Origin of the sequence: Adhaeribacter pallidiroseus (genome assembly GCF_003340495.1) — a bacterium.
Classification (GTDB): domain Bacteria; phylum Bacteroidota; class Bacteroidia; order Cytophagales; family Hymenobacteraceae; genus Adhaeribacter; species Adhaeribacter pallidiroseus.
In genome coordinates this window covers 2948928-2971340 of sequence record NZ_QASA01000001.1, presented here as the reverse complement: position 1 = coordinate 2971340, position 22413 = coordinate 2948928, and the positions used below count along the sequence as shown (strand labels likewise).

General features: G+C 43.2%; 16 protein-coding genes. 10 read left to right on the top strand and 6 right to left on the bottom strand.

Annotation, left to right across the window (positions count from 1 at the left end; all coding sequences use genetic code 11):
- The first annotated feature begins 45 nt into the window (after positions 1 to 45).
- The gene (locus tag AHMF7616_RS11815) at positions 46 to 705 is read left to right on the top strand and encodes a hypothetical protein (protein WP_115373075.1); all 660 of its coding nucleotides are present in this window, start codon (positions 46 to 48) and stop codon (positions 703 to 705) included.
- A gap of 70 nt (positions 706 to 775) precedes the next feature.
- Here the strand turns inward: AHMF7616_RS11815 and AHMF7616_RS11810 are convergent, their stop codons facing one another.
- Together AHMF7616_RS11810 and AHMF7616_RS11805 are read right to left on the bottom strand one after the other, a co-directional pair.
- Entirely contained in the window at positions 776 to 1852 is a 1077-nt protein-coding gene (locus AHMF7616_RS11810) for an NADH:flavin oxidoreductase/NADH oxidase (RefSeq protein ID WP_115373074.1), read from the bottom strand.
- 208 nt (positions 1853 to 2060) lie between these two features.
- Entirely contained in the window at positions 2061 to 2810 is a 750-nt protein-coding gene (locus tag AHMF7616_RS11805) for a GAF domain-containing protein (RefSeq protein WP_115373073.1), read from the bottom strand.
- 641 nt (positions 2811 to 3451) lie between these two features.
- Between AHMF7616_RS11805 and AHMF7616_RS11800 the strand changes: the two genes are divergently transcribed.
- The 3 genes from AHMF7616_RS11800 to AHMF7616_RS11790 all read left to right on the top strand — a co-directional run bounded on the left by AHMF7616_RS11800 (position 3452) and on the right by AHMF7616_RS11790 (position 8056).
- A complete protein-coding gene (locus AHMF7616_RS11800; RefSeq protein WP_115373072.1) occupies positions 3452 to 5896 on the top strand; it encodes an outer membrane beta-barrel family protein in 2445 nt (814 codons plus the stop codon).
- 513 nt (positions 5897 to 6409) lie between these two features.
- Positions 6410 to 7747: a peptidoglycan DD-metalloendopeptidase family protein gene (locus AHMF7616_RS11795; protein WP_115373071.1), complete on the top strand. Its 1338-nt coding sequence runs from the start codon at positions 6410 to 6412 to the stop codon at positions 7745 to 7747.
- 126 nt (positions 7748 to 7873) lie between these two features.
- Complete coding sequence (locus AHMF7616_RS11790; RefSeq protein ID WP_115373070.1) at positions 7874 to 8056, top strand: hypothetical protein; 183 nt, start codon at positions 7874 to 7876, stop codon at positions 8054 to 8056.
- A 291-nt stretch (positions 8057 to 8347) separates the two neighbouring features.
- Here AHMF7616_RS11790 and AHMF7616_RS11785 read toward each other — a convergent pair whose 3' ends face one another.
- Positions 8348 to 9433, bottom strand: a complete 1086-nt coding sequence (locus AHMF7616_RS11785; RefSeq protein WP_158546151.1) for an SGNH/GDSL hydrolase family protein — start codon at positions 9431 to 9433, stop codon at positions 8348 to 8350.
- Positions 9434 to 9838: 405 nt separating this feature from the next.
- On the opposite strand from AHMF7616_RS11785, the gene AHMF7616_RS11780 reads away from it, so the two are divergent.
- The 6 genes from AHMF7616_RS11780 (at position 9839) to AHMF7616_RS11755 (ending at position 19170) form a co-directional block, all read left to right on the top strand.
- Positions 9839 to 10858, top strand: coding sequence for an ABC transporter ATP-binding protein (locus AHMF7616_RS11780; RefSeq protein ID WP_115373068.1), 1020 nt, complete (start codon positions 9839 to 9841; stop codon positions 10856 to 10858).
- 515 nt (positions 10859 to 11373) lie between these two features.
- Positions 11374 to 12762, top strand: a complete 1389-nt coding sequence (locus tag AHMF7616_RS11775; RefSeq protein ID WP_115373067.1) for a Gfo/Idh/MocA family oxidoreductase — start codon at positions 11374 to 11376, stop codon at positions 12760 to 12762.
- A gap of 224 nt (positions 12763 to 12986) precedes the next feature.
- Positions 12987 to 15554 (top strand): DUF7133 domain-containing protein, encoded by a 2568-nt coding sequence (locus AHMF7616_RS11770; RefSeq protein WP_115373066.1) that lies wholly within the window; start codon positions 12987 to 12989, stop codon positions 15552 to 15554.
- A gap of 272 nt (positions 15555 to 15826) precedes the next feature.
- The gene (locus AHMF7616_RS11765; RefSeq protein ID WP_115373065.1) at positions 15827 to 16885 is read left to right on the top strand and encodes a sugar phosphate isomerase/epimerase family protein; all 1059 of its coding nucleotides are present in this window, start codon (positions 15827 to 15829) and stop codon (positions 16883 to 16885) included.
- 89 nt (positions 16886 to 16974) lie between these two features.
- Positions 16975 to 17760 carry an SDR family NAD(P)-dependent oxidoreductase gene (locus tag AHMF7616_RS11760; RefSeq protein WP_115373064.1) on the top strand — a complete coding sequence of 262 codons (786 nt, stop codon included), beginning with the start codon at positions 16975 to 16977 and terminating at the stop codon, positions 17758 to 17760.
- A gap of 75 nt (positions 17761 to 17835) precedes the next feature.
- On the top strand, positions 17836 to 19170 hold the full coding sequence (locus AHMF7616_RS11755; protein ID WP_115373063.1) for an MFS transporter: 1335 nt from the start codon (positions 17836 to 17838) through the stop codon (positions 19168 to 19170).
- Positions 19171 to 19503: 333 nt separating this feature from the next.
- Here the strand turns inward: AHMF7616_RS11755 and AHMF7616_RS11750 are convergent, their stop codons facing one another.
- The 3 genes from AHMF7616_RS11750 to AHMF7616_RS11740 all read right to left on the bottom strand — a co-directional run bounded on the left by AHMF7616_RS11750 (position 19504) and on the right by AHMF7616_RS11740 (position 22402).
- Positions 19504 to 19920: an SRPBCC family protein gene (locus AHMF7616_RS11750; protein WP_115373062.1), complete on the bottom strand. Its 417-nt coding sequence runs from the start codon at positions 19918 to 19920 to the stop codon at positions 19504 to 19506.
- Positions 19921 to 20499: 579 nt separating this feature from the next.
- Entirely contained in the window at positions 20500 to 21420 is a 921-nt protein-coding gene (locus AHMF7616_RS11745) for a helix-turn-helix domain-containing protein (RefSeq protein WP_115373061.1), read from the bottom strand.
- Positions 21421 to 21535: 115 nt separating this feature from the next.
- On the bottom strand, positions 21536 to 22402 hold the full coding sequence (locus AHMF7616_RS11740; RefSeq protein ID WP_115373060.1) for an SDR family oxidoreductase: 867 nt from the start codon (positions 22400 to 22402) through the stop codon (positions 21536 to 21538).
- Positions 22403 to 22413: the final 11 nt, after the last annotated feature.

Here is a 22413-nt window from a genome sequence, read left to right as displayed (position 1 = left end):
TAATTAATGGCGGCCATGCCATTCTTTTTAAGTTAGCCGTATAATATGGTTTACAGTGCCGAGATACGATGGTTTTTTAAAAATCGGACCGAAACCGAATCAATAGAACATTGGTTTAATGCTCACCAGCAGTTTTTTACGGACAAATGGGATCGCGCGGATATTTACTTATGGCAACCCGGTTTAAGTAAGATTGGCGTAAAGATTCGGGAAGGAAAGGTTGAAGTAAAGATTTTATTAGCAGAGCGGGGAGTAGTGCCTTTAATGAACGCTAATTCTGGGTTAGCTAATGATTGGGTAAAGTACAGCTTTGGGCTACTAGAATCAGACGCAGAAAACCTAAACTTGCTCCAGCAGTTCAGTGAACAGCCGTTAAATTCAAATGAGCAGCTCTGGGTGCGGGTGGATAAGGAACGATTACTTATTAAAATGGGGATAAATCCAGACAATAGCCTCAAGCAAGTCGCGGCAAATTCGTGGCCCGAAGAAGGTTGTGGCGTAGAGTTAACCCGGATTAGAGTTCATCGGCAAATATTCTATACGTTTGGTTTAGAGGCGTTCAGCAAAACCCAGCAAGAGCATCGCAACTTAGAGTTAACGCTCCAGCATACTTTGCCCGCTTTAGCCGTAAATAATCTACACCACCAGCAATCTAATTCTTATCCTGGTTTTTTACAGGATCTATCTTTTCGCTTACTGGAGTAAACACCATCTAAGCCCTTCTCTTCGCGAAAACAGCTGTTTTTTTAAATTTTGGCAACGTAGCGCTGCCTATTTACCGGGGTTTGGCCCGTTCGTATTGCACGGGCCAGCTTTGCGGTTGGTGCAGTTCCGAAGCGGCGGTTAAGCCAAAATACGGATCGCGGAGAAATTCCCGGGCAATAAATACCATATCGGCTTGCTCCGAGCGGATGATGTGATCGGCCTGCAGGGAAGAAGTAATTAAACCAACGGCACCGGTTAAAACAGCGGCTTCTTTCCGGATAGCTTGGGCAAAAGGGGTTTGGTAGCCGGGGCCGGGTTTTATTTGTTGCACTGGTACGTTTCCGCCCGAAGAGCAATCAATTAAATCAACTCCTAAAGATTTTAACTGACGGGCAAGTTCTACCGAGTCTTCTAGCTTCCAGGAGTTTTGGTCGGGAACCCAATCGGTGGCCGATAAGCGAACGAATAACGGTAAATCGGCGGGCCATACTTCCATTATGGCTTGCACTACTTCTAAAACAAGCCGGGTTCGGTTTTCGAAAGACCCCCCGTAGGCATCGGTTCGTTGGTTGGTAAGCGGCGACAAAAATTCGTGCAATAAATAACCATGGGCGCCGTGAATTTCAATTACCTTAAATCCGGCCGTTAAAGCCCGGGCAGCGGCCGCTTTAAAATCGGCTATTACGTTTGCAATTTGTTCTAAGGTCAATTCCTGCGGTGGTGGGGTTTCCTGATTGATGGGCACCGGACTGGGCGCCATTACGTTTTCCCAACCCCCTTCGGTGGGCGATAGATGCAAGCTGCCGGTCCAAGGCGAGCTTTTACTGGCTTTGCGACCGGCATGAGCCAGTTGAACTCCCGGTACCGCGCCTTGTTGTTGTATAAAAGTAGTGATGCGTTGCAAAAAAGGAATATGCTCATCTTGCCAAAGGCCTAAGTCGTGGGGTGTAATCCGGCCTTCCGGGTTAACGGCTGTGGCTTCGGCAATTACTAAGGCGGCGCCGCCTACTGCCCGACTACCCAGATGCACCAAATGCCAGTCGTTCGCAAAGCCATCGGTGCTGGAATACTGGCACATCGGCGAAACAACTATCCGGTTTTTAAAAGTAATAGACTTTACGGTGAGCGGGCTAAATAAATGATTCATGAGAAAAAGCTTTGTGACAATCTACCGAAGCTTTTAGCCTGAATTTAAGAGAAAAGTTGCCTTTTTTTAAATTTTATTCTTCTTGCTAATAATTTACTCTTTCCAACTTTATTTTTAGCTGTTAAGATGTTGGCCTCAGACGCATTGCCTTATTCGTATCAATTATGAAAACCAATGGCCTTAAGATTGTTTTTCGAATGATTTAGGCTTACTGATTTTTACTTAATACCGAATGAATATTTTTTAATTGGGCGAGATTTTTCTGCAATGCCCGAATACTTTCCACCTCCAAAAAATCCTTTCGAGTAGCATCTTGCACTAGTTGTTTTTCGGCCAATTCTAACTCTTTAATAGCGTTTGGTAATTGCTGATTCACGAACATCATAACCTGATGCAACTTTTTGTTTAAGGTCTTTATTTGGTATTTTTCCTGTTCCAGCTCTTCTTTTTTTTGCCTTAACTCTAAATGAGCTACTACTTGCTCCGAAAGCGTAGCTAAAGCCATTTTCTGAGCTTCGGTAAGTTCCCGCGGCTGATTATCGATTACACATAAAGTGCCTAAACGGTAACCCGCGTTTGTAACTAAAGGAGCACCGGCGTAAAAACGGATATTAGGATCGCCGGTAACGTACGGATTATTGTAAAAACGAATATCTTCTAAAGTATCGGGTATTTCCAGAACATCATCGCTTTCAATGGCATACTGGCAAAAAGAATCTGTCCGGAGCGTTTCGGTACTGGAAATACCTACTTTAGCTTTAAACCATTGCCGGTTTTGAGTGATTAAGCTAATTAAAGAAATGGGTGTTCCGCAAATGTAAGATGCTAAAATTACTAAATTATTGTATTGTTCTTCTTCGGGAGTATCTAAAATATGGTAAGCGTGTAAGGCTTCTAATCTTTTAGATTCCTGATCCATGGTAAAAGGAGTACTGGAAGTAGGGTACAGTTCCGACATAGATAATTTATTTCTTTATTTAAATATGAAAAACTTAAGAAGTTATTTAAGTAAGTAATTTATAGATAATGGATTAAATTACAAAATGAAGAGGCAAATAATTAGATTAGATAAAGCTGCATCATGTTTTTGAAAAGTAATATTAGATTTTTTAAATTTTAAAAATTGAATCTATTTAATTTAAAATTGTATTAATAAGATAATTAAAGAGAATAGGTTTTTAAATGCCAAGTTCATGTAATTAGGATGAATTTTTATTTAGTATAAATTATAGCCCTTAGCTATAATTTCGGGTTCTAATTTTATCCATTCTTATTGCCAGCTAACAACTCACAGCTCTGTTACAGCGGAACAATTCGTCATTTGGTACTCTTTAATTTTGGTTGATGCCAAGTATTATTCCGGATCAATTAATCTTTTTAAAAATATTTTTAATTAAAAACTCCCTCTATTTGATTTAAATTGGGTTTTATCAAGTATATAATACTATTTGTTACTTAGTACCTTGCTTTGCATAGTACCTTATGTTATATTTGTGTTGTTCTTCCACCTGAGCTCGCTAAACCCAACTGGCGGGTATCAGAAAAATTAACTGAAAATCAGACAGATTATCGATGACTAAGCTTTACTTCTCTAAAACCATGAAAAATGTATTTAAACTTTTACTAATGGCCTTAATCATAATTGTGGGCCAACCTCCCGTAGTAGCTCAATCTGACCATGGATTAACCGGAATTTTAAAAGATGAAAAAGGAACCGCTATTGGTTATGCTACGGTAGCGGTCGTACAAGCCGCCAATGGTACCGTTGTTACGGGCACCGCTTCCGAGGCGGAAGGATTTTTTAAAATTAAAGTGGCCGCAGCCGGAACTTACCGGTTGCGTATTAGTGCGCTAGGATTTATAACGCTGGAAACGCCAGCTTTTGACCTGATAGCCAATGCCAGTAAAGATTTTGGCGTAATTGTTTTACAAGCAGACACCAAGCTGTTAAAAGAAGTAAATATACAGGCATTACGTCCTACCATCGTCAATCATCCGGATAAAATAGTAGTAAGCGTGGAGGGTACCGCCCTGTCGACGGGTAATACGGCGTACGAGGTTTTGCTTAAATCGCCGGGCGTTTTTGTGGACCAGGATGGTAATATTCAACTTAATGGTAAATCGGGGGTCCGGATTATGATTGACGGAAAACTAACTTACTTATCCGGTAAAGAATTGCAAACCATGTTGCAAGGCATGGCCGCCGAAAACTTAAAAGATCTGGAATTAATCACCAATCCATCGGCTAAATACGATGCGGAAGGTACCGCCGGTATTATAAACATAAATTTAAAAAAGAACACCTTGAGTGGCGTAAACGGTAGTTTGTACGGCGGTTATCAGTACAACAACTGGCACGCTTACTCCGCCGGTGGTAACGTTAATGTTAAAAAAGGCAAATGGAATTCTTTTGTAAATGCCGATGTAGCGCGTCGGATTTTTATCCGGGATGCCCGGTTATACCGCGAGTTTAACTCGCCCGAAAGCAGCACGCAATTAACGCAATCGGCCAAAGAAAAAGCCATTCGGATCGCGCCATCGCTCCGCTTAGGAACCGATTACGATTTTTCTCCGAAACACAGTGTGGGAGTAATGGCTAACCTGGTGTACCAGGATATGACCAGTGATTTTAACTCAACCTTGCTCGAATACCATACTGAAGCGGCCAATAACAAATGGGTACGCAATAATAATTTGCTTAAAGGTACTTTTGCGAACGGCACCTTAAACGCCCACTATGTAGGTAAACTGGACACGCTGGGAACTGCCTTATCCGCGGACCTGGATTATGTTCGGTTATACGACCACGATGAGGCCACTTACGCCAATCAATTCCGGTATTTAACGCCAACCCGGCCCGACAGCTTGGTAGATTTAGCTAGCAATAACCCTAGCAGCTTTAGCATTTACTCGGCCAAGGTAGATTATACCAAACCTTTTTCTAAAAATACCAAACTGGAAGTTGGGGCGAAAGCCAGCCATGTAGTGTCGGATAACGAGCTGGCATTTTTTAAAGTAGCCGATAATCAACAAATTGTAGATGAAAAACGCAGCAACCATTTTTTGTACCGCGAAAATATTTACGCCGCTTATACAAATTTTAGTACCAGTTTGGGCGAAAAATGGAAAATACAGGGAGGTTTGCGCGCCGAAAAAACAATTGCCGAAGGTAAATCTGTAACCAAGGATTCGGTAAATACCCGCAACTACCTAAACCTGTTTCCGAGTTTGTTTGTGATGCAGCAGGTAAATAAAAATTATAAAATTACTTATAATTATAGCCGACGCATTAACCGCCCTTACTACGGTAATTTAAATCCGTTCATCTTCTACATCGATCCGTATACGTCGGCCCAAGGTAATCCGTATTTACGCCCGCAATACACGCATTCGTTTCAAATGACGCAATCCCTGAAAGACACCTATATTTTAACCATTGGTTATTCTACTACGCAAGATGTAATGGCCGAAGTACCGGTGCAGAATAATCAAAATAACACCATGGTGTTTCAGCAGCGCAACGGCGATAAATTTAACGATGTAAACGCAGGTTTAGTAGCACCTATTAAAATTACGCCTAAATGGGACATGAACAATAACTTTACCGTGGGTTACCAAACGTACCGAATCGCGATACCGGAGCAAAACCAGGTTATAAACAATAATCAGCTTTTTACTTACGCCCGGTCTTCCAACAACATTCAATTACCCCGCGCTATCCGGTTAGAAGTAAACGTAGATTATCAAGGTCCCCGGGTATACGCGGCCTATCAGATAAAGCAAAATTGGGCGGTTGATGCTGGCTTAAAAAGAGCGTTCTGGAACAAACAGCTGGAAGTTTCGGCTAACGTTACCGACATTTTCCGGACCCGTCGCTTTGCGGGTACGGCAAACGTAGACAACAATGTAAATAAAATAAACCAGTATTTTGCCCAAAGAAGTGTGCGCCTGAATTTGCGTTATAACTTTAACAAAGGAGAAAAATTTGAAGCGAAAAAACGCAACACCAACCTGGAAGAATTAAACCGGGCCGGTGGTAATTAAGTAGATATTTATTACTGGCTGTTCGTTTGTAAACTTTTAAAATGAAAGGGCATATCCATGATTTTTGCAAGAGTACGGCAATATCAGAACATAAAAGTAAAAAAGAGCAATTACCTTTAATTACGTTTTAATCGGAGTCAAAATCAGTACTTACCTTTGGAGTAAAAAATTTAAAAAAAGCCATTCTTCAAATGCAGAAGAATGGCTTTTTTTAAATTTTTTACTTTCTTACTATCCTACTCCGGGTTTACAATTTACCGGAGCTATTAACCGGTGTAAATTTTAAATTTTGCCTCCATTATTAACGGTGAACTAACCAGTAAGGCTTAGTAATTTTGGATTATTTTACTTTTAATAATTCCGCAATTTGGCTCTTGCGGAAGTTTGATTTAGTTTATTTCGGGATAGTATTATTCGGTTATCTTGTTTTATTGTATAAAATTAGATTTTTTTTTCTAAAACCTACGACCTAGTTTTGCGCCTTCTTTATAAATAAACCCAGGTGTATAGCTTATGTTTCAGCGAAATAAAGGTTTAGTTATTTTGTTTGCCTTATCTTTACTCATTTTCTTTTCGGCTGCCCAATCTCTTGAACTAGATGTTGACCGGATTTTAAAAATGGCTACGCCCACGCAGGCTCCCGTAAATAAGCCTACTTTAGTAAAAGAAATAAAAAAGCCTGCTCCGCTGGTATACGGCATTGGCACTGATTCTTTAGAGGTGGTAAACGGAATTGTGGAAAGAGGCGAAAGTATTTCGGATATTTTAAATGCATACAACATTTCGGCCACTACGATCCATAACCTAGCTCAAAAAGCTAAGTCTGTGTTTAATGTAAAGCGGATTCAATCGGAACGAAGTTATGTGTTGCTGCATACCCGGGACTCTGCGCAAACCGCCCAGTATTTTATCTACGAACCCAACGAAACCCAGTATGTTATTTACGATTTGCGCAATACTTTGCAAGTCACCCGCCACTTACGGGAAATACAGCTGGTAGAACGGGAGCTTTCCGGGATAATTAAAGGGTCTTTGTACGAATCCATAATTGCGGCCGGGGGTACGGCGCAGCTAGTAAATAAGTTAGCCGATATTTACGCTTGGCGCTTAAATTTGAACCGTTTGCAACCCGGCGACCAGTTTAAATTAATTTATGAAGAAAGACAACTAAATGGCGTGGCTATTGATTATGGCGAGTTAAAAGCGGCATTTTTTGAATGCAGCGGCAAACCACTCTACGCCATCGGGTATGATCAGGGAAAAGGAATGACTTATTACGACCAAGATGGTAATAGTTTTAAAAAAGCTTTTCTGAAAGAACCCCTGGAGTACACCCGTATTAGTTCTCGTTATAACAAAAATCGCTTTCACCCGGTCCAGAAACGCTACAAGGCCCACCTGGGCACCGATTTTGCCGCCCCCCGGGGCACGCCTATCCGAAGCGTAGGGGAGGGCACTATATTGGAAGCCGCTTATAACCGGGGAAATGGCTATTTCGTAAAAATTCAGCATAACAAAACGTTTGCTACGCAGTACCTGCACTTATCGCGTTTCGCCAAGGGCATTCGCCGGGGCAGAGTGGTGGTACAAGGGCAAACCATTGGTTATGTAGGTAGCACCGGACTTTCCACGGGGCCGCACCTGTGCTACCGTCTTTGGCAAAATGGCCGCCAGGTGGATGCTTTACGCGTAAAACTTCCTTTAGCTGAGCCTATAACCCGCAAAAACAAAATGGCCTTTATGGCAATTAAAGACTTGTTCGTGCAGCGAATGGAATCCGTGCATCCAGCCGATAAAGAAGAATCTAAGCTATTAGCCGCCGGTGTAGTGGATAATGGCAAAAAAAGCTAAGCTCTTAAAAACAGCTAAGTACGTAAAAATTTAAAAAAATCAGAGCTTTACTAAATTCATGGCCTTTCCGGAAATTAAAAGGATTTAGAAATGGTTAGCTGGTTACAAAAATAGCCTTCCCGGTACATGCATATAAGTAAAGAAGAATTTGAACAAAATTTTCAGGAAACCATTGATTTGGTATTATCTCAACTAGCCGAGCACCCGGAAGTGGCACCCGACAAATTTTACAGTGTAGTGTGTATGCTCGAAAACTTAGCTTTTTTTAGCCCTGTTTTGTACCAGGCCCTGCGGGAATCCAAAAAATAAGAATCTGTAAAAAATAAGCAAGCCCCGGAATGTAAATCCGGGGCTTGCTTATTTTTTAGGGGTAAAGCAGTGTGCGTTCGAGCTAAGCCCTTACCAACAAAAGAACATCCCTGTATTAGTCAAAATGATAAAACGATCGTGTTTCCCGTCTATTACGGTCATTCTGGAAGAATCTAACCAGTAAGTAACCGGTTAGATTCTTCCAGAATGACCGTGATAAAGAAGATTAGTTTATATTTCAGGTAGGCTTTGCTTAGCTCGAACGCACATTAAAGCAGTAATTTCAATCTGCTAACGCAGTAATTTTTTAAAAAAAGGTTCTAATTCCTTCGCTAATAGGGCGTGATCCTCCACATTGGGGTGGCCCGAGCAACCGCGGGCTTGCATTGGCTGAAAGAAAAATAATTCGACCGGTTTAGCCGCTGGGTTTAAAACGTCTACGCTATTTTTAACTCCTTTCAGGCAATTTTGTAAAAGCGTGCGGTTAGCGCCGTTAATCATGGGGCTACTTAATAAAGCAATACGGGCGGTGGGGTATTTACTTTTTACTGTTTGCACAAAACGCACGTAATTGGTTACAAAATTAACGCTATCAAAGGGCAACCGGGGTTTTTTACCATCGCCATTACTAAAATCGTTGGTGCCCAAAGCAATGCTCACGATTTGCGGCGTAAAAGTTTTAAAATCCCACAACTGCGGGTTGCCGCTCTGGAAATCTATTTTTTCATAAACCTGCGGCATAGTAGGCCCATCGCTGTTCCAGTTGCGGTACACGCCAATGCCGCTGACGCTGCTTAAAACATAATTAACCTGCAAAGCCCGGGCTACCCGCGGACCGTAAGCCTGATACGCATTGTGCTGATCGTGGTACACGCCTGTGCCGCAGGGTACCTCCGACGGGTCAGCGGCGGCGCCGCAGGTAATGCTGTTGCCAATAAACTCAATAATGGGTGCGGCCGGCCGGGAAAGCGGGGTTAAGTTAGTACCATTAATTTGTTTGATTATAATGGGGCCAGTGTGCGCCTCGGTAGCTTTGTAAATCCAAACGGTATGTTTACCCGGGCCAGGAGCACTGATGACAAGGGGTTCTTTGGCATTGCCGTGTACTTTAATTCTTTTTTGGTAAACTCCGTCGAGTTCGTATTGCAAATAATTGTGCCCCTCGCTATTTGGGATAGAAGCAAAAAGAGCGCAGCCTGATCCCTCAAAACTAAAACCAAAATGAGCCGCTGAGCTTATTAATTCGAGTTGCTGCGATGGATTTATAAAAAAACGGCCGAAAGGTTTTAAAGCCGTGGCAGCTAAGTTGTTGGAGGTTTCGGTTTTTACCTTGGTGGGGACACAACTAAAGCAAACCAGGCAGTAGATTATGGCCAAACGGAAGTATTTAGAAATCATATCAGAAAAGAGTAGTTATTTAAGCCGCAAGATTAACAGCATTCCGGACTAATGCCAGCCTTACTCATAAATTTATAGCTTAAAATAAAGAAGATTTTAAATAAAAAATTTAAAAAACAAAGATGCCCCAGGCCAGAAAAGTTTATTAAAGCCACCACCCCCGAGATACCGAATCTCTGTTTTACAAGGCAGCGTATATGGTAGAAGTTTGATTATTCCTCATCCATGGCTATTTTATAATAAACACAGCAAAGCCAGCTTCCATTCGTAAAGACAAGTTTCTGTAGTGTTTGCCATTAAAATATAGTTTGGTGCTTTTTTTCTCACACGCACAGTATACTTTCGGGCTAAACCAACTATTTCATAAGATTTAATAATTTGACTATGCCCACCAAAGCAACGCCAACTCTTGCTAATTTTTTACAAGTTTCCCGCATCTATTTGCGGGAAGCCGGTAACCAAGTGCTGCAGGATATAAGTTTTACCCAGCCAGAATTTAGTAAATTAGCCATTGCGGGCGAAACAGGCTCGGGTAAAAGTACTTTGTTGCAAACCATTGCGGGTTTGGTGCAGCCCAGCTCCGGGGAAGTTCGGTTGGATCAGAAACGCGTTAAAGGTCCGCAGGAACATTTAATACCGGGCCACCCAGGTATTGTGTATTTGTCGCAACAATTTGAGTTGCCCCCGTTTTTACGGGTCGAGCAAATATTACAGTACGCCAATAAATTAGAACCTGCCACCGCCGAAAATCTATACGAAGTTTGCCGAATTTCGCATTTACTTTCCCGGCGCACCGATCATTTATCGGGCGGGGAACGACAACGCATTGCTTTAGCGCGCCTGGTGCTTTCTTCCCCGCGTTTGTTATTACTCGACGAGCCGTTCTCGAACCTAGACAGTATTCATAAAAATATTTTAAAAACGGTAATTGAAGATGTAAGGGCGTTGTTAGGAATTACCTGCATTCTGATTTCTCACGATCCACTGGATACACTGCCCTGGGCCGACGAAATTATTGTGATGCAAGCCGGGAAAATTATTCAGCAAGGTACGCCCACGCAAATTTACCACCAACCGGTAAATGCCTACGCCGCCGGGCTTTTCGGCAACTATAATCTAATACCCGCTGCCCGGGCAAAATCTTTTTCTCACATGATGGGCACTCCGCTTTATTTGAAAAAAAGCTTACTCACACGGCCCGAAAATTTAAAAATAACACCCGCCCTTGCTCCTGAACTACCGGGAAAAGTAGAACAAGTTTCTTTTTTTGGCGCCTATTACGAAATAGAAGTAAGACTATCTAAAATAAAATTAAAAGTAAGAACTGAAAATGGTAATTATAAAAAAGGCGATCTGGTTTCTATTACCATCCCCCCAGAAGCAGTTTGGTATCTGGAATCGTAAAGTTGGAAAGATAACGGTTATGTAGCCCAGGAGTTAAGGTGAATCAATAAAATTTAAAATACTTGCCTGGGGTACGTCGTTGCCAAGTCCTTTATTAATTTGCAAAGGTGATCCAAGAATCAAATTACAAAAGGTTACTTTATTCTAAAGGGAAGGTAAATGGTTGCGATCAGGTAAAGTATAAATCTGAAATTAATCTTTTATCTGGTCTGCAATTCAGAAATGGCTTGTTTTTACCTACCCGCTGGGCGTTTGCGCATGCTAAGAACCCGTGAGTGTCGCAAATACGTTTTTTAATATAGCATATATCAAACCTTAGCTGGTAGTGAAAATAAGCTCCTGGTTATACCTCTTTTCCCTTCTACTCATAAACTTCTTAATTCTGTTTGTACAATCCAGATAATTTGTATATTGCTGATTGGAAGCATGGAAATTTTAAAAAATCTATTCTGAGTGCCTTTCTCCACTGCTTTACTAAAACGTAGGATCTACTAACCTTAAATATATCTATTTACATGAGTGATTTTACATTAAATCGACGTCGCTTTCTGAAGGGAGCCTCGGCGTCGCTGGCTCTCACGGCTTTGGGGGCTCAAGGCCTGAGTTTTACCAATGCACCTAAAAAACCATTACGGGTAGCGCTAATTGGCACGGGCTGGTACGGTAAAAGCGATTTGCTGCGCCTGATTCAGGTAGAACCGGTAAATGTAGTAGCGCTGTGTGACGTAGATAAAAACATGCTGGAAGCCGCCGCCGAACTGGTAAGCCAGCGTCAGCAATCAAAAAAGAAACCGAAGCTCTACGGCGATTACAAGAAAATGCTGGCCGAGAACAAATTAGATATTGTGGTAATCGGCACCCCCGATCATTGGCACGCCTTGCAAACCATAGACGCTATAAAAGCCGGGGCGCACGTATACGTGCAAAAACCCATTAGCGTAGATGTGATGGAAGGCGAAGCCATGATAGCGGCGGCTCGCAAGTATAATAAAGTAGTACAGGTGGGTACCCAGCGGAAAAGCACCCCCCATTTAATCGAAGCGAAAAAAAATATTGTAGATGCTGGGCTTCTGGGCAAAATATCGCACGTAGAAATGTGCTGTTATTTTCATATGCGTAATAACGGCAACCCGCCCGAACAACCCGTGCCAGCGTTCCTGGATTACGAAATGTGGACCGGTCCGGCGCCCCTGCGGCCCTACGATGGTTTGCCGCACGTGCGTTGGTGGCGTACCTTTATGGAATACGGCAATGGCATTGTTGGGGATATGTGCGTACACATGTTAGACACAGCCCGTTGGATGCTAAAACTAGGCTGGCCGAAACGCATTAGTTCGACGGGAGGCATTTACGTGCAGAAAGAAGGAAAATCTAATATTTCGGATACCCAAATGGCTCTGTTTGAATACGACGGCCTGAATTGTGTGTGGCAGCACCGCAGCTGGGGCACGCCGGCCAATCCGCAGTACCCGTGGGCCTTAACCATTTACGGCGACAAAGGAACCTTGTTTGCCTCTACCATGCAGTACGATTTTGTACCTTTAGGCGAAGGAGCGGAGGGAAGAAAAATCCATAAAGATGTAGTTTACGAGAAAGAGAAATATCCCGAAGATTTAACCGAACCCACCGAACCTAAAATCGAATTAAATGCGGCGCCAGCTACCCGCTTACACATGCAGGATTTTCTAGCGGCTATTGAAAAAAATGGCCGTCCCGTAGCGGATATTGAAGAAGGTCATATTTCTACGGCTAGTTGTATTCTGGCTAATATTTCCATGAAAGTAGGCCGACCGGTGGTGTATGATCCGAAAAAGCGAGAAGTAGTGGGCGATGCCGAAGCAACCGCTTTGCTTAAACGCGAGTACCGGGCCCCCTATGTTCATCCGGACCCCGTACGGGTTTAAAAAATTTAAAAATTTACTCCCCGGTTCTTGCAAAAGAATCGGGGAGTAAATTTTATATCATTTATAATTCATGATCCTGAACCGCCTTTTGGCTATTAATTTTTTCTCTTTCATCCGGATGGGGAATCAGGGGTTCTCGCTTTTTAGCCTGTGTAATGTAGACAGGCAGAGTATACAATTTATTACCAGCGTATCCGAATGCAAGATTAGCCCGACCAGGTAGTATGTGGAAGCCTTTTTTTAAATTTTGCTGGTTTAGTGCCGGCCTGAGTGGGCTAATTAGCTGCGCCCATCCTAAAATTACCAACAAGCCGGAAGAAGGTCCCTCACCCCCTCATACGCCCACCGAGGAATTAGCGACCTTTCAAGTAGAACCTGGTTTAAAGATTCAGTTGGTTGCTGCGGAACCCTTGGTGCAGGACCCGGTAATTATAACCTTTGATCCGGATGGCCGGCTCTGGACCGTGGAAATGCGCGGTTTTATGCCCACCATCGACGGAACCGGCGAACAAGATCCTATTGGCCGCGTATCGGTGCTCGAAGATACCAACTACGATGGCAAGATGGATAAAAGTACCATTTACCTCGATAGCCTAGTGATGCCCCGAGCTTTAGCTTTAGTACCGGGCGGCGCTTTAGTAGCCGAAAATGGTGCTTTATGGCTGACCCAGGATCAGAATAACGATCTGAAAGCCGATTCTAAAACATTGCTGGATTCGGTTTACGCCGGCAGCCCTTTGCCCGAGCATTCCGGAAACGGTTTATGGCGCGATCCGGATAATTGGTATTACAATGCCAAATCCCGGTTTCGTTACCGTTTACTAAACGGAAAATGGGAGCGCGATAGTACCGAATTCAGAGGCCAGTGGGGCATTAGCCACGACGATAAAGGGCGATTATATTACAACTATAACTGGTCGCAGCTGCACGCCGATCTGGTTCCGCCAAATTATCTCGGTCGGAATAAAAACCATAAACCTACCACCGGCATCGATCACGGCTTAACCGTGGACCGGCGCATTTATCCCATCCGGCCCAACCCGGCCGTTAACCGGGGCTACATACCCGGCACCCTGGATAAAGAAGGAAAACTGTTAGAATTTACGGCCGCCTGCTCGCCGCTGGTTTACCGGGGTCATGCTTTGCCCCAGGAGTTCTATAGCAATGTTTTTGTGTGCGAACCTTCGGGTAATTTAATCAAGCGCAACGTGGTAGAAGAAAATGGTCTGCTGCTCACCGCTCATGATCCGCACCCAGGCAAAGAGTTTTTAGCTTCCTCCGATGAGCGGTTCCGGCCAGTGCACCTGGCCAACGGGCCTGATGGAGCTTTATACATAGCCGACATGTACCGCGGCTTAGTACAACACAGTGCGTACATTACCCCGTACTTGCGGGAGCAAACTATTACACGCAAATTAGTACAGCCGGTGCATCGCGGGCGCATCTGGCGCATAGTACCGGAAAACTGGCGTCCTTTCAAACCTGTTAAACTTTCCGAGAAGTCTACTGCCGCGTTAATTCCTTATTTATCCCATAGCAATGGTTGGTACCGGGATATGGCGCAACGCTTACTGGTAGAGCGTAACGATAAAGGTATCGAACCAGCTTTAACAAGTTTAGCTACTACTGGTAGTAATCCGCTAGGGCGATTTCATGCCCTGTGGACCTTAGATGGCTTAAAACTAAGTCAACCCGAAGTATTACTAAGCTTACTTTCCGATCATAATGCCTTAGTCCGTACCACAGCCGTCCGGTTATTGGAACCTTTAGCTAAAGCTGATCCCGCCGTACAAGCTCGCTTTGAACAAAAATTGCGACAAATAGTGGCAGATGCTCCCGCAGAACAAATTTTACAAATAAGTCTATCCGCCTCATCGCTGAATGGGGCAACGGCGCATCCTTTATTAGCCACAATCAGCGATCGTTACGGCGAGTCAGCCTTAATCCGGGATGCTGTTTTAAGCAGTTTGGCTAACCAGGAATTTGCTTTTTTACAAACCCTCTGGAACGCGCCGAATTGGCAAAAAGCCTCGCCTGCCAAAGAAATATTCCTGGAAATGCTAGCTACCGCCGTTATCCGGAAAAGAGAACCAGGAGAACTCACCAGCCTGCTGGCTTTGTTGGATCAAAAAGATCAGGATTTTGGCTGGCGGCAAAAAGCCATTATTACCGGATTATCCATCGGAGGAGGAGCTGGTAAAATGGCCCCAATTAACCTCCCCAAAGCTCCCGGTATTATGCAGAAAGCAGCGGGTAAAGTAGACGCACCACGTTTAGAAGCCTTCGCCGCCTTGTTCCAGTGGCCCGGCCATAGTGCCCAATCAAATAAGATAAGTACAACGCAAAAAAGTGTGCTCACCGAAGAGCAACAACAGCTATATGCCCTAGGGCGCCAGCATTACCTGACTACCTGCGCCGGGTGCCACGGTACCGATGGGGCCGGCATGAGCCGGTTTGCCCCACCTTTGGCCGGCTCCGATTGGGTGCTGGGCGACGAAAAACGATTGGCTTTAATTGTGTTGCACGGCATGGAAGGCCCCGTGGAAGTAGCCGGTAAAGTGTATGATAAGCCCGAAATTTTACCCGTGATGCCGGCTCATATTACTATGGACGATGCGTCCATTACGGCTATTTTAACCTACATCCGCAACGAATGGGGAAACAACGCCGGCCCCATCGGAAAACGCACCGTTGGTTCTACGCGCTTAACTTCCCAAGGCCGGGTAGTACCCTGGAAAGCCGAAGAATTAAAAAAATACGTGTTGGAGACGAAAGTGCCGGAAGCGAAATAAGTAGTTTTGGTAAAACGCTATGCTCATTAAATAATAAGAAACATAATGCATCTGAAGATAAGTGGTTGAGTAATAATTAATAATATTCTTTTGTCATTCCTAGGAAACCTATTTAGCTACGTTGTAGAATTGTTTCCTTCGGAAAGACATTTTTAGAAATTACAAATTTACTCTACCCTTATTTTTCTCTTTATTTAAAATTTAAGTTCCAGTAGTAGTATGGTTTTCTTATTACACTTTTCACAATAGTCTTTTTTAAATAAATAGTTATAATGGACAGACGAGATTTTATCCAAAAAGCTACAGTGGGAGCCTTAGCGCTATCCTTTCCGGGTAACTTGCCCGCTTTTACCAAAGAAGCGCCCATGGGCATTGTGGTGCATTCGTACGGTAGTCGCTGGAATTCTAAAGTAGCCAGCAATAAGTACCCGGGGTTTGCCAATGCAGTAGATTTGTTAGAGCACTGCTATAAAATAGGAGCGGGGGGCATGCAGGTAGTAGTGAAAGACTGGTCTGCGGATTTAATTAAGAAAGTACGCGACCGGCGCGAAAAGCTAGGACTTTACGTGGAAGGTTCTATTGGCGTACCCGGTAAACCAGAAGACGTAGCCCGGTTCGAGCAAGAAGTAAAAAGCGCCAAAGAAGCCGGTATGCAGGTGCTGCGTACGGTTTGCTCCAGCGGCCGCCGTTACGACGCCTATCATTCAGCCGAAGCTTTTACCGAACTGCAAAACAAGGCGGTAGCTTCTTTAAAACTGGCAGAACCGATCTTACGCAAGTACAAAATGAAGCTAGCCGTAGAAAACCATAAAGATTGGCGGGCCCCGGAGTTGGTAGATTTAATGAAACAACTTAACAGCGAATGGATCGGCGTAACTCTGGACTTTGGCAATAGCATCGCCCTCTTGGAAGAACCTATGGAAGTCATTCAGACCTTGGTGCCTTACGTATTTACTACTCACGTGAAAGATATGGGCTTAGATGAATACGCTGACGGGTTTTTGCTCTCGGAGGTACCGCTGGGCAAAGGTATCTTGGATTTGCCCAAAATGTTTGCTTTGTGCCGCCAACAAAACCCCAACGTAACTTTTAACCTGGAAATGATTACCCGCGATCCTTTGGAAATTCCTTGTTTAAAAGACGAATATTGGGCAACTTTTTCGGGCGTTCCCGCCACTGATTTAGCCCGTACGCTACGCTTGGTTCGGCAGCACAAATATGCCTCGGGGCTGCCACGTGTTTCGCAACTAGATCCGGAAGGCCGCTTAGCCGCCGAAGAAAACAACATTCTGGCTTGCCTGAACTATAGTAAGAATACCTTAAAATCCTGATGGTATACTTAGGATGACACGAATAAAATATTTAAAAATTATTACTTTTTACTAAAATTTAAACTTATTTAACAAGCCTGATTCTCTTCATGAATAAAGAAACACTTCCTGGTATTAAACAATTTGATTTAAGTGGTAAAGTGGCGGTTGTAACGGGCGGCTCTAAAGGCTTAGGTTTAGCGATGGCTGCTGGTCTGGCTTCGGCCGGAGCAAATATTATGTTGGTAAACCGGAATGCCGCAGAAGGTACCCAAGCTGCACAGGAGCTAAGTCAGGAATTTGGCATTCAGGCCATTGCTTATAGCGCCGATATTACGAACCAGGAACAAACCGAAGCCATGGCCACCACGGCTATGGACACCTTTGGCCGGATTGATATTTTAATTAATAGCGCCGGAATCAACATCCGGGGCGCTATTGACGAAGTAACACCCGCTGACTTTAATAAAGTAATGGAAGTGAACGTAAACGGAACCTGGCTGTGCTGCCGGGCCATAACCCCTTATTTAAAACAAAACGGCCGGGGTAGTATCATTAATCTGGCCAGTACGCTGGGTTTAGTAGGCTTATCGAATCGCACACCGTATGCCTCCAGTAAAGGCGCCGTAGTACAAATGACCCGGGCGCTGGCGCTGGAGTTAGCCCCTTTTAATATTAACGTAAATGCCATTTGTCCCGGTCCATTTTTAACCGAAATGAATTTACCCATTGCGGATACCGAGGAAGGTAAAAAGTTTGTAGTGGGTGCCACGGCTTTGGGTCGTTGGGGCGAAATGCGCGAAATTCAAGGAGCGGCTATCTTCCTGGCCAGTGAGGCGGGTAGTTATATGGTCGGTTCCATGCTCACCGTTGATGGCGGCTGGACCGCGCGCTAGCTTCTGATCACAAATTTAAAAATCTACTTATTTTTAAAATTAACCGCCTTACTTACCTCAAGCAAACCGGTATCCATGGAAAAACAGAGTGGCCCCATCCGAAAAACCAACATTCGTTACGCCATGCTGGCGCTCGTTTTCGTAAACGTGATGATTAATTATCTGGACCGGAGCAATTTAGCGGTAGCAGCGGCGGCCCTGAGCAAAGATTTAAGTTTATCTACGGTACAAATGGGTTTAATTTTTTCGGCTTTTGGCTGGACTTACGCCATTCTGCAAATTCCGGGGGGACTATTGGCGGACCGGGTTGGTCCGCGGGTATTATACGCCCTTTGTTTAGTAACCTGGTCTGTAGCTACGGTATGCCAGGGGTTTGCCCGCGGTTTTGTGAGTTTATTTGGCTTACGGCTTGCCACCGGGGCCTTCGAAGCGCCTTCTTACCCCATTAATAACCGTATTGTAACCAGCTGGTTCCCGAACCATGAACGGGCTTCCGCCATTGCCTTGTACGTATCGGGGCAGTTTATTGGGCTAGCTTTTTTTACCCCGGTGTTGGTTACCATTCAGTATTATGCTGGCTGGAAAGGTTTATTTGTTACCACCGGATTAGTGGGCCTAGCTTGGGGCTTAATCTGGTATTTTTTTTACCGCGACCCAATGGACCATCCGCGAGTAAATACCGAGGAACTCAGTTACATTCAAAAAGGTGGCGGCTTAATTGAAGGCAAGAAAATTGATAAAAACCAACCTTCTATCTGGAACTGGGCCAACTTAAAACAAGTAATTGCCAGTCGAAATTTATGGGGCGTGTACATAGGCCAATTTGCTATGAATGCCATGCTCTGGTTTTTTCTAACTTGGTTTCCGACGTACCTGGTGCAATACCGGGGCTTAAGTTTTATAAAATCGGGTTACCTGGCTTCTATTCCTTTTCTGGCCGCCTGCGCCGGTTTGCTTTTGTCGGGCTTTGTGTCGGATTATTTAATCCGGCAAGGCAAATCTATGGCGATGGCCCGGAAAACCCCCATTATAATTGGTTTAATTGTTTCGGCTAGCATTGTGGGAGCTAATTATAGCACCGAAACGGCGGCTATCATATTTTTTATGGCGCTAGCCTTTTTTGGGGCTGGCATGGCCTTAATTTCCTGGGTGTTCGTGTCTATTTTGTCGCCGAAGCATTTAATTGGTTTAACCGGCGGGGTTTTTAACTTTATGGGCAACCTAGCCTCCATTATTGTTCCTATTGTAATTGGTTACCTGGCCAAAGACGGTGACTTTAAACCCGCCCTGGTTTTTATCGGGGCCTTGGGTTTAATTGGTGCTTGTTCCTATTTGTTTCTGGTGGGCAACATCGAACAGGCTACTTCTAAACTAGAGGAAAAAGAATCGAAAGTTTTATCGGCCTCCTAAGTACAAAGCTTTTATTATAATAGGGCTAGGCTAGTAGCAAATGCATCGGGAACATAACAAAATTTTAAAAAATTGTTGTTTTGCCCTGCTTTTCATATTTAATTCTACCTTTTAAATTTTGAAAGCTTACCGCATTTTCAAGCGGGCTGTAGCAGTAGTGTTATTCTTTTATACTGTTCCAAATACCGCTAAAAGGGGCTATGCATTCGTAGAAGCAATAAAAGTCAATCAGCTTAGCTTAAAATTGCAATGCTTTGAACTTTAATATATTGTGAGTTTTGATACTGCTACGAACGCATACCCCCTGGTCACAGTTGTGGTTTTCTAAAGCCTTTAATTGTTTTCGGTATATTTTTTAAAATTATCCAATATGGCCTGCCATCCAGACCGTTGCATTTCTACATCGTTGGTATTTTCAGGATCGAAAGTGGTCGTAATTTTAGTGGTACCGTCCAGGTTTTCGAAATCAGAAGTTACTTGTCTGCCGTCAGCCATGGTGAAGGTCAACTTCTTCTGGTCCATTACTTCGTTATAAGTAGCTTCAAAGTCGAAACCAAAACTGCCGTCTTTTGCTTCCATGCGGGCGTTATATTTCCCACCCGGTTTCAAATCATTTTCTGCGGTTGGGCATAGCCAATCATTGGTGGCAAAGTTCCATTGCGTAATATGTGCGGGGTTAGTATAGTATTCCCAAACTTTGCTTGTTTCAGCGGCAATAGTTGCTTCGATCTTAATTTTTGTTTGCTCCATAGTTCTGTTACTTTGTTAAGTTTAGTTTACTGTGTCTGGCGAATGTTTTTTTAAATTTCTGGTTTAAATGCTCTCGTGTAAGCAACGGGCCAGGCCGCATTGTTAACGCTGGCCTTTACGAATCGCAAAGCTAACCCATTACAGGTGAAATATTTGTTTTAACTTCGAGGTATTTTGTAAATGATTTTTGCACCCTGCGCAACGGAGCGGCTTGGCATAATAATCTGATTGGGTGCATTCTTTATGTTGTTTATAACCGCCAGATTACCTGCTCTCCTTTTTTATATTTAGCGTTCCGGTAATCTCTGGTTAAACTAGTTTTACTAGATTTTATCAGTAATGAGCAATGATAAGCTAGGATTATCTTGGCAGTTTAGCTTGATTTTTTAAATTTTTTCATTTCTCCAGGAACAATAATAGAAACAAAGCTCGTCCGTATGATTACCCGAATAATTAAAATAAACAGCTGCTCGGTTAATGGTCAATAATTTATCAATCACCAGTACCGCAATTAAAATATCTACTATTTTTTCAAGCAAATTAAACTACCAAACGGAAGTTTTAATTAGTTTTATTTGGTTAGTTAAAGGTTTGTCTAAATTCCAAAGGGGTAGTGTTGGTTTTAATTTTAAATAATTTACTGAAAGATTGCGGATGTTCAAAACCTAAGGTGTAAGCAATTTCATTAACGGATAAATCGGTAGTCGATAATTTTTCTTTGGCGCACGCGATCAGTTTATCGTGTATAAAGTGCTGGGTACTTTGTCCGGATAATGTTTTGAGTAGCCGGCTTAAATAATTAGGTGATACGTGCAAAGCGTCGGAAATATATTGCACGGTTGGTAAACCGATTAGAGTCAGGTTGTCTTTTTTAAAATACTCGGCTAATAAGTTTTCCAGTTGCATAAGGATGGTATGGTTATTTATTTTTCGGGTAAAAAACTGCCTTTGGTAAAACCGATCGGCGTAGGTAAGCAATAATTCTAATTGAACGCTCAAGACCTCCTGACTAAATTTATCCAGGTTGGAATGGTATTCGTGGTTCATACTTTCGATTATGTTTACGAGCATCAGTTCTTCTTTTTCCGAAAGATGTAAGGCTTCGTGCAAGTGGTAACCAAAAAAATCGTACAGCTTTATTTTAGAAGCTAACGCCGTGTTCCAGAGAAAATCCGGGTGGAAAAGCAGTAACCAACCCGTGTGCTGCAAAGGCGTATCTTCTTCTGGAATAACACTAATGACTTGGTTAGGTGCAATAAACGCCAGGATTCCTTCTTTAAAATCATATTCTTGCTGCCCGTATTTTAATTTGGCATTAAAGGTTTTTTTTAAAGCAATAGAATAAAAACTGTTGATAATACTTATTGCGTTATTACGGGGCTGCCGTTTTATATCTTCAAATTTCACCACACTTACCAAAGGGTGTTGGGGCTTGGGTAAATCCATGAATTGATGGTATTCGCTAATAGTTTTAAATTTATGCGGTGCTTGGGTAGCCATCGGTAAAATGGGGTTATTGGTGGTTTGTTCGTTGTTACATATACCTTATTTAGCTGGTAGGTTCTCCTGAATCCTACGCCCAACAAACTTGGTTGCCGTACTTATTTTAAATTTGTTAAAAGTTAAACACCATTTTTAATCCTTCCGGCAACGTTGCTGGCTTACGACCCAGTTTATTTTCCAAATCATGGGTTATTACTGTTTCCTGATTATTTTTTATATCTAATAAAAAGCTGCTGATTTTGGTAATAACCGCATCGGGTAAACCGCGTTGTTGCATGGTTTTTACAAAGGCAGGTAATTCTACCGGGGTATATTTTATTTCTTTACCCGCAAGTAAAGATAAGCTCTGGGCTACTTCGAAAAAAGAATACGTTTTGTTGCCGGTAAATAAATACGTTTTGTTTAAAAATGGCTCGTTCAGTAATACCTGGGCAATTGCTTCGGCCTGGTCCGCCCGCAAGGTAAAGGCTACTCTGCCTTCGCCGGTGGGCAGCAAAATGCCTTTTTCCAGATGATCTTTATGAATAACAAATTGCAGAAACTCCGTATACAAAGCATTTTGAAATATAGTATAATTCAAGCCACTTTCCTGGATATAGTCTTCGGTGTTAAAATGGTCGTGCATGAGTTGATTGTGCAGCGTTGTTCTGTCCCGGAGGGCTCTACTGGTATAGGCCAGGTTTTGTACGCCGCATTGTTTAGCCATGTCCACCACATTCCGATGTTCTTGCATCCGGTCGCCTTGGTCGCCGGCCGAGATTAAAAGTACGGTATCTACGCCTTCCATTGCTTTTGCCAGGGAAGTTACATCTTCATAACTACCCACAAATGTGTTTAAGCCGATTGATTGTAGTTCTGTTAGTTTTTCTGCTTTACGGGATAGAACATGGATGTTCGAAGCCGGCATTTTTTTTAATAAAGTTTGCAGAACGGTGCGGCCCATTTGCCCGGTGGCACCGGTTATTAATATTTTATTCATTTTTTTAATTT

Coding starts and splice junctions, on each gene's coding strand:
- AHMF7616_RS11815 (WP_115373075.1), top strand. CDS start 46: ATGGTTTACAGTGCCGAGATACGATGGTTTTTTAAAAATCGGACCGAA.
- AHMF7616_RS11795 (WP_115373071.1), top strand. CDS start 6,410: ATGTTTCAGCGAAATAAAGGTTTAGTTATTTTGTTTGCCTTATCTTTA.
- AHMF7616_RS11770 (WP_115373066.1), top strand. CDS start 12,987: ATGTGGAAGCCTTTTTTTAAATTTTGCTGGTTTAGTGCCGGCCTGAGT.
- AHMF7616_RS11780 (WP_115373068.1), top strand. CDS start 9,839: ATGCCCACCAAAGCAACGCCAACTCTTGCTAATTTTTTACAAGTTTCC.
- AHMF7616_RS11750 (WP_115373062.1), bottom strand. CDS start 19,920: ATGGAGCAAACAAAAATTAAGATCGAAGCAACTATTGCCGCTGAAACA.
- AHMF7616_RS11805 (WP_115373073.1), bottom strand. CDS start 2,810: ATGTCGGAACTGTACCCTACTTCCAGTACTCCTTTTACCATGGATCAG.
- AHMF7616_RS11760 (WP_115373064.1), top strand. CDS start 16,975: ATGAATAAAGAAACACTTCCTGGTATTAAACAATTTGATTTAAGTGGT.
- AHMF7616_RS11800 (WP_115373072.1), top strand. CDS start 3,452: ATGAAAAATGTATTTAAACTTTTACTAATGGCCTTAATCATAATTGTG.
- AHMF7616_RS11775 (WP_115373067.1), top strand. CDS start 11,374: ATGAGTGATTTTACATTAAATCGACGTCGCTTTCTGAAGGGAGCCTCG.
- AHMF7616_RS11790 (WP_115373070.1), top strand. CDS start 7,874: ATGCATATAAGTAAAGAAGAATTTGAACAAAATTTTCAGGAAACCATT.
- AHMF7616_RS11740 (WP_115373060.1), bottom strand. CDS start 22,402: ATGAATAAAATATTAATAACCGGTGCCACCGGGCAAATGGGCCGCACC.
- AHMF7616_RS11745 (WP_115373061.1), bottom strand. CDS start 21,420: ATGGCTACCCAAGCACCGCATAAATTTAAAACTATTAGCGAATACCAT.
- AHMF7616_RS11755 (WP_115373063.1), top strand. CDS start 17,836: ATGGAAAAACAGAGTGGCCCCATCCGAAAAACCAACATTCGTTACGCC.
- AHMF7616_RS11765 (WP_115373065.1), top strand. CDS start 15,827: ATGGACAGACGAGATTTTATCCAAAAAGCTACAGTGGGAGCCTTAGCG.
- AHMF7616_RS11810 (WP_115373074.1), bottom strand. CDS start 1,852: ATGAATCATTTATTTAGCCCGCTCACCGTAAAGTCTATTACTTTTAAA.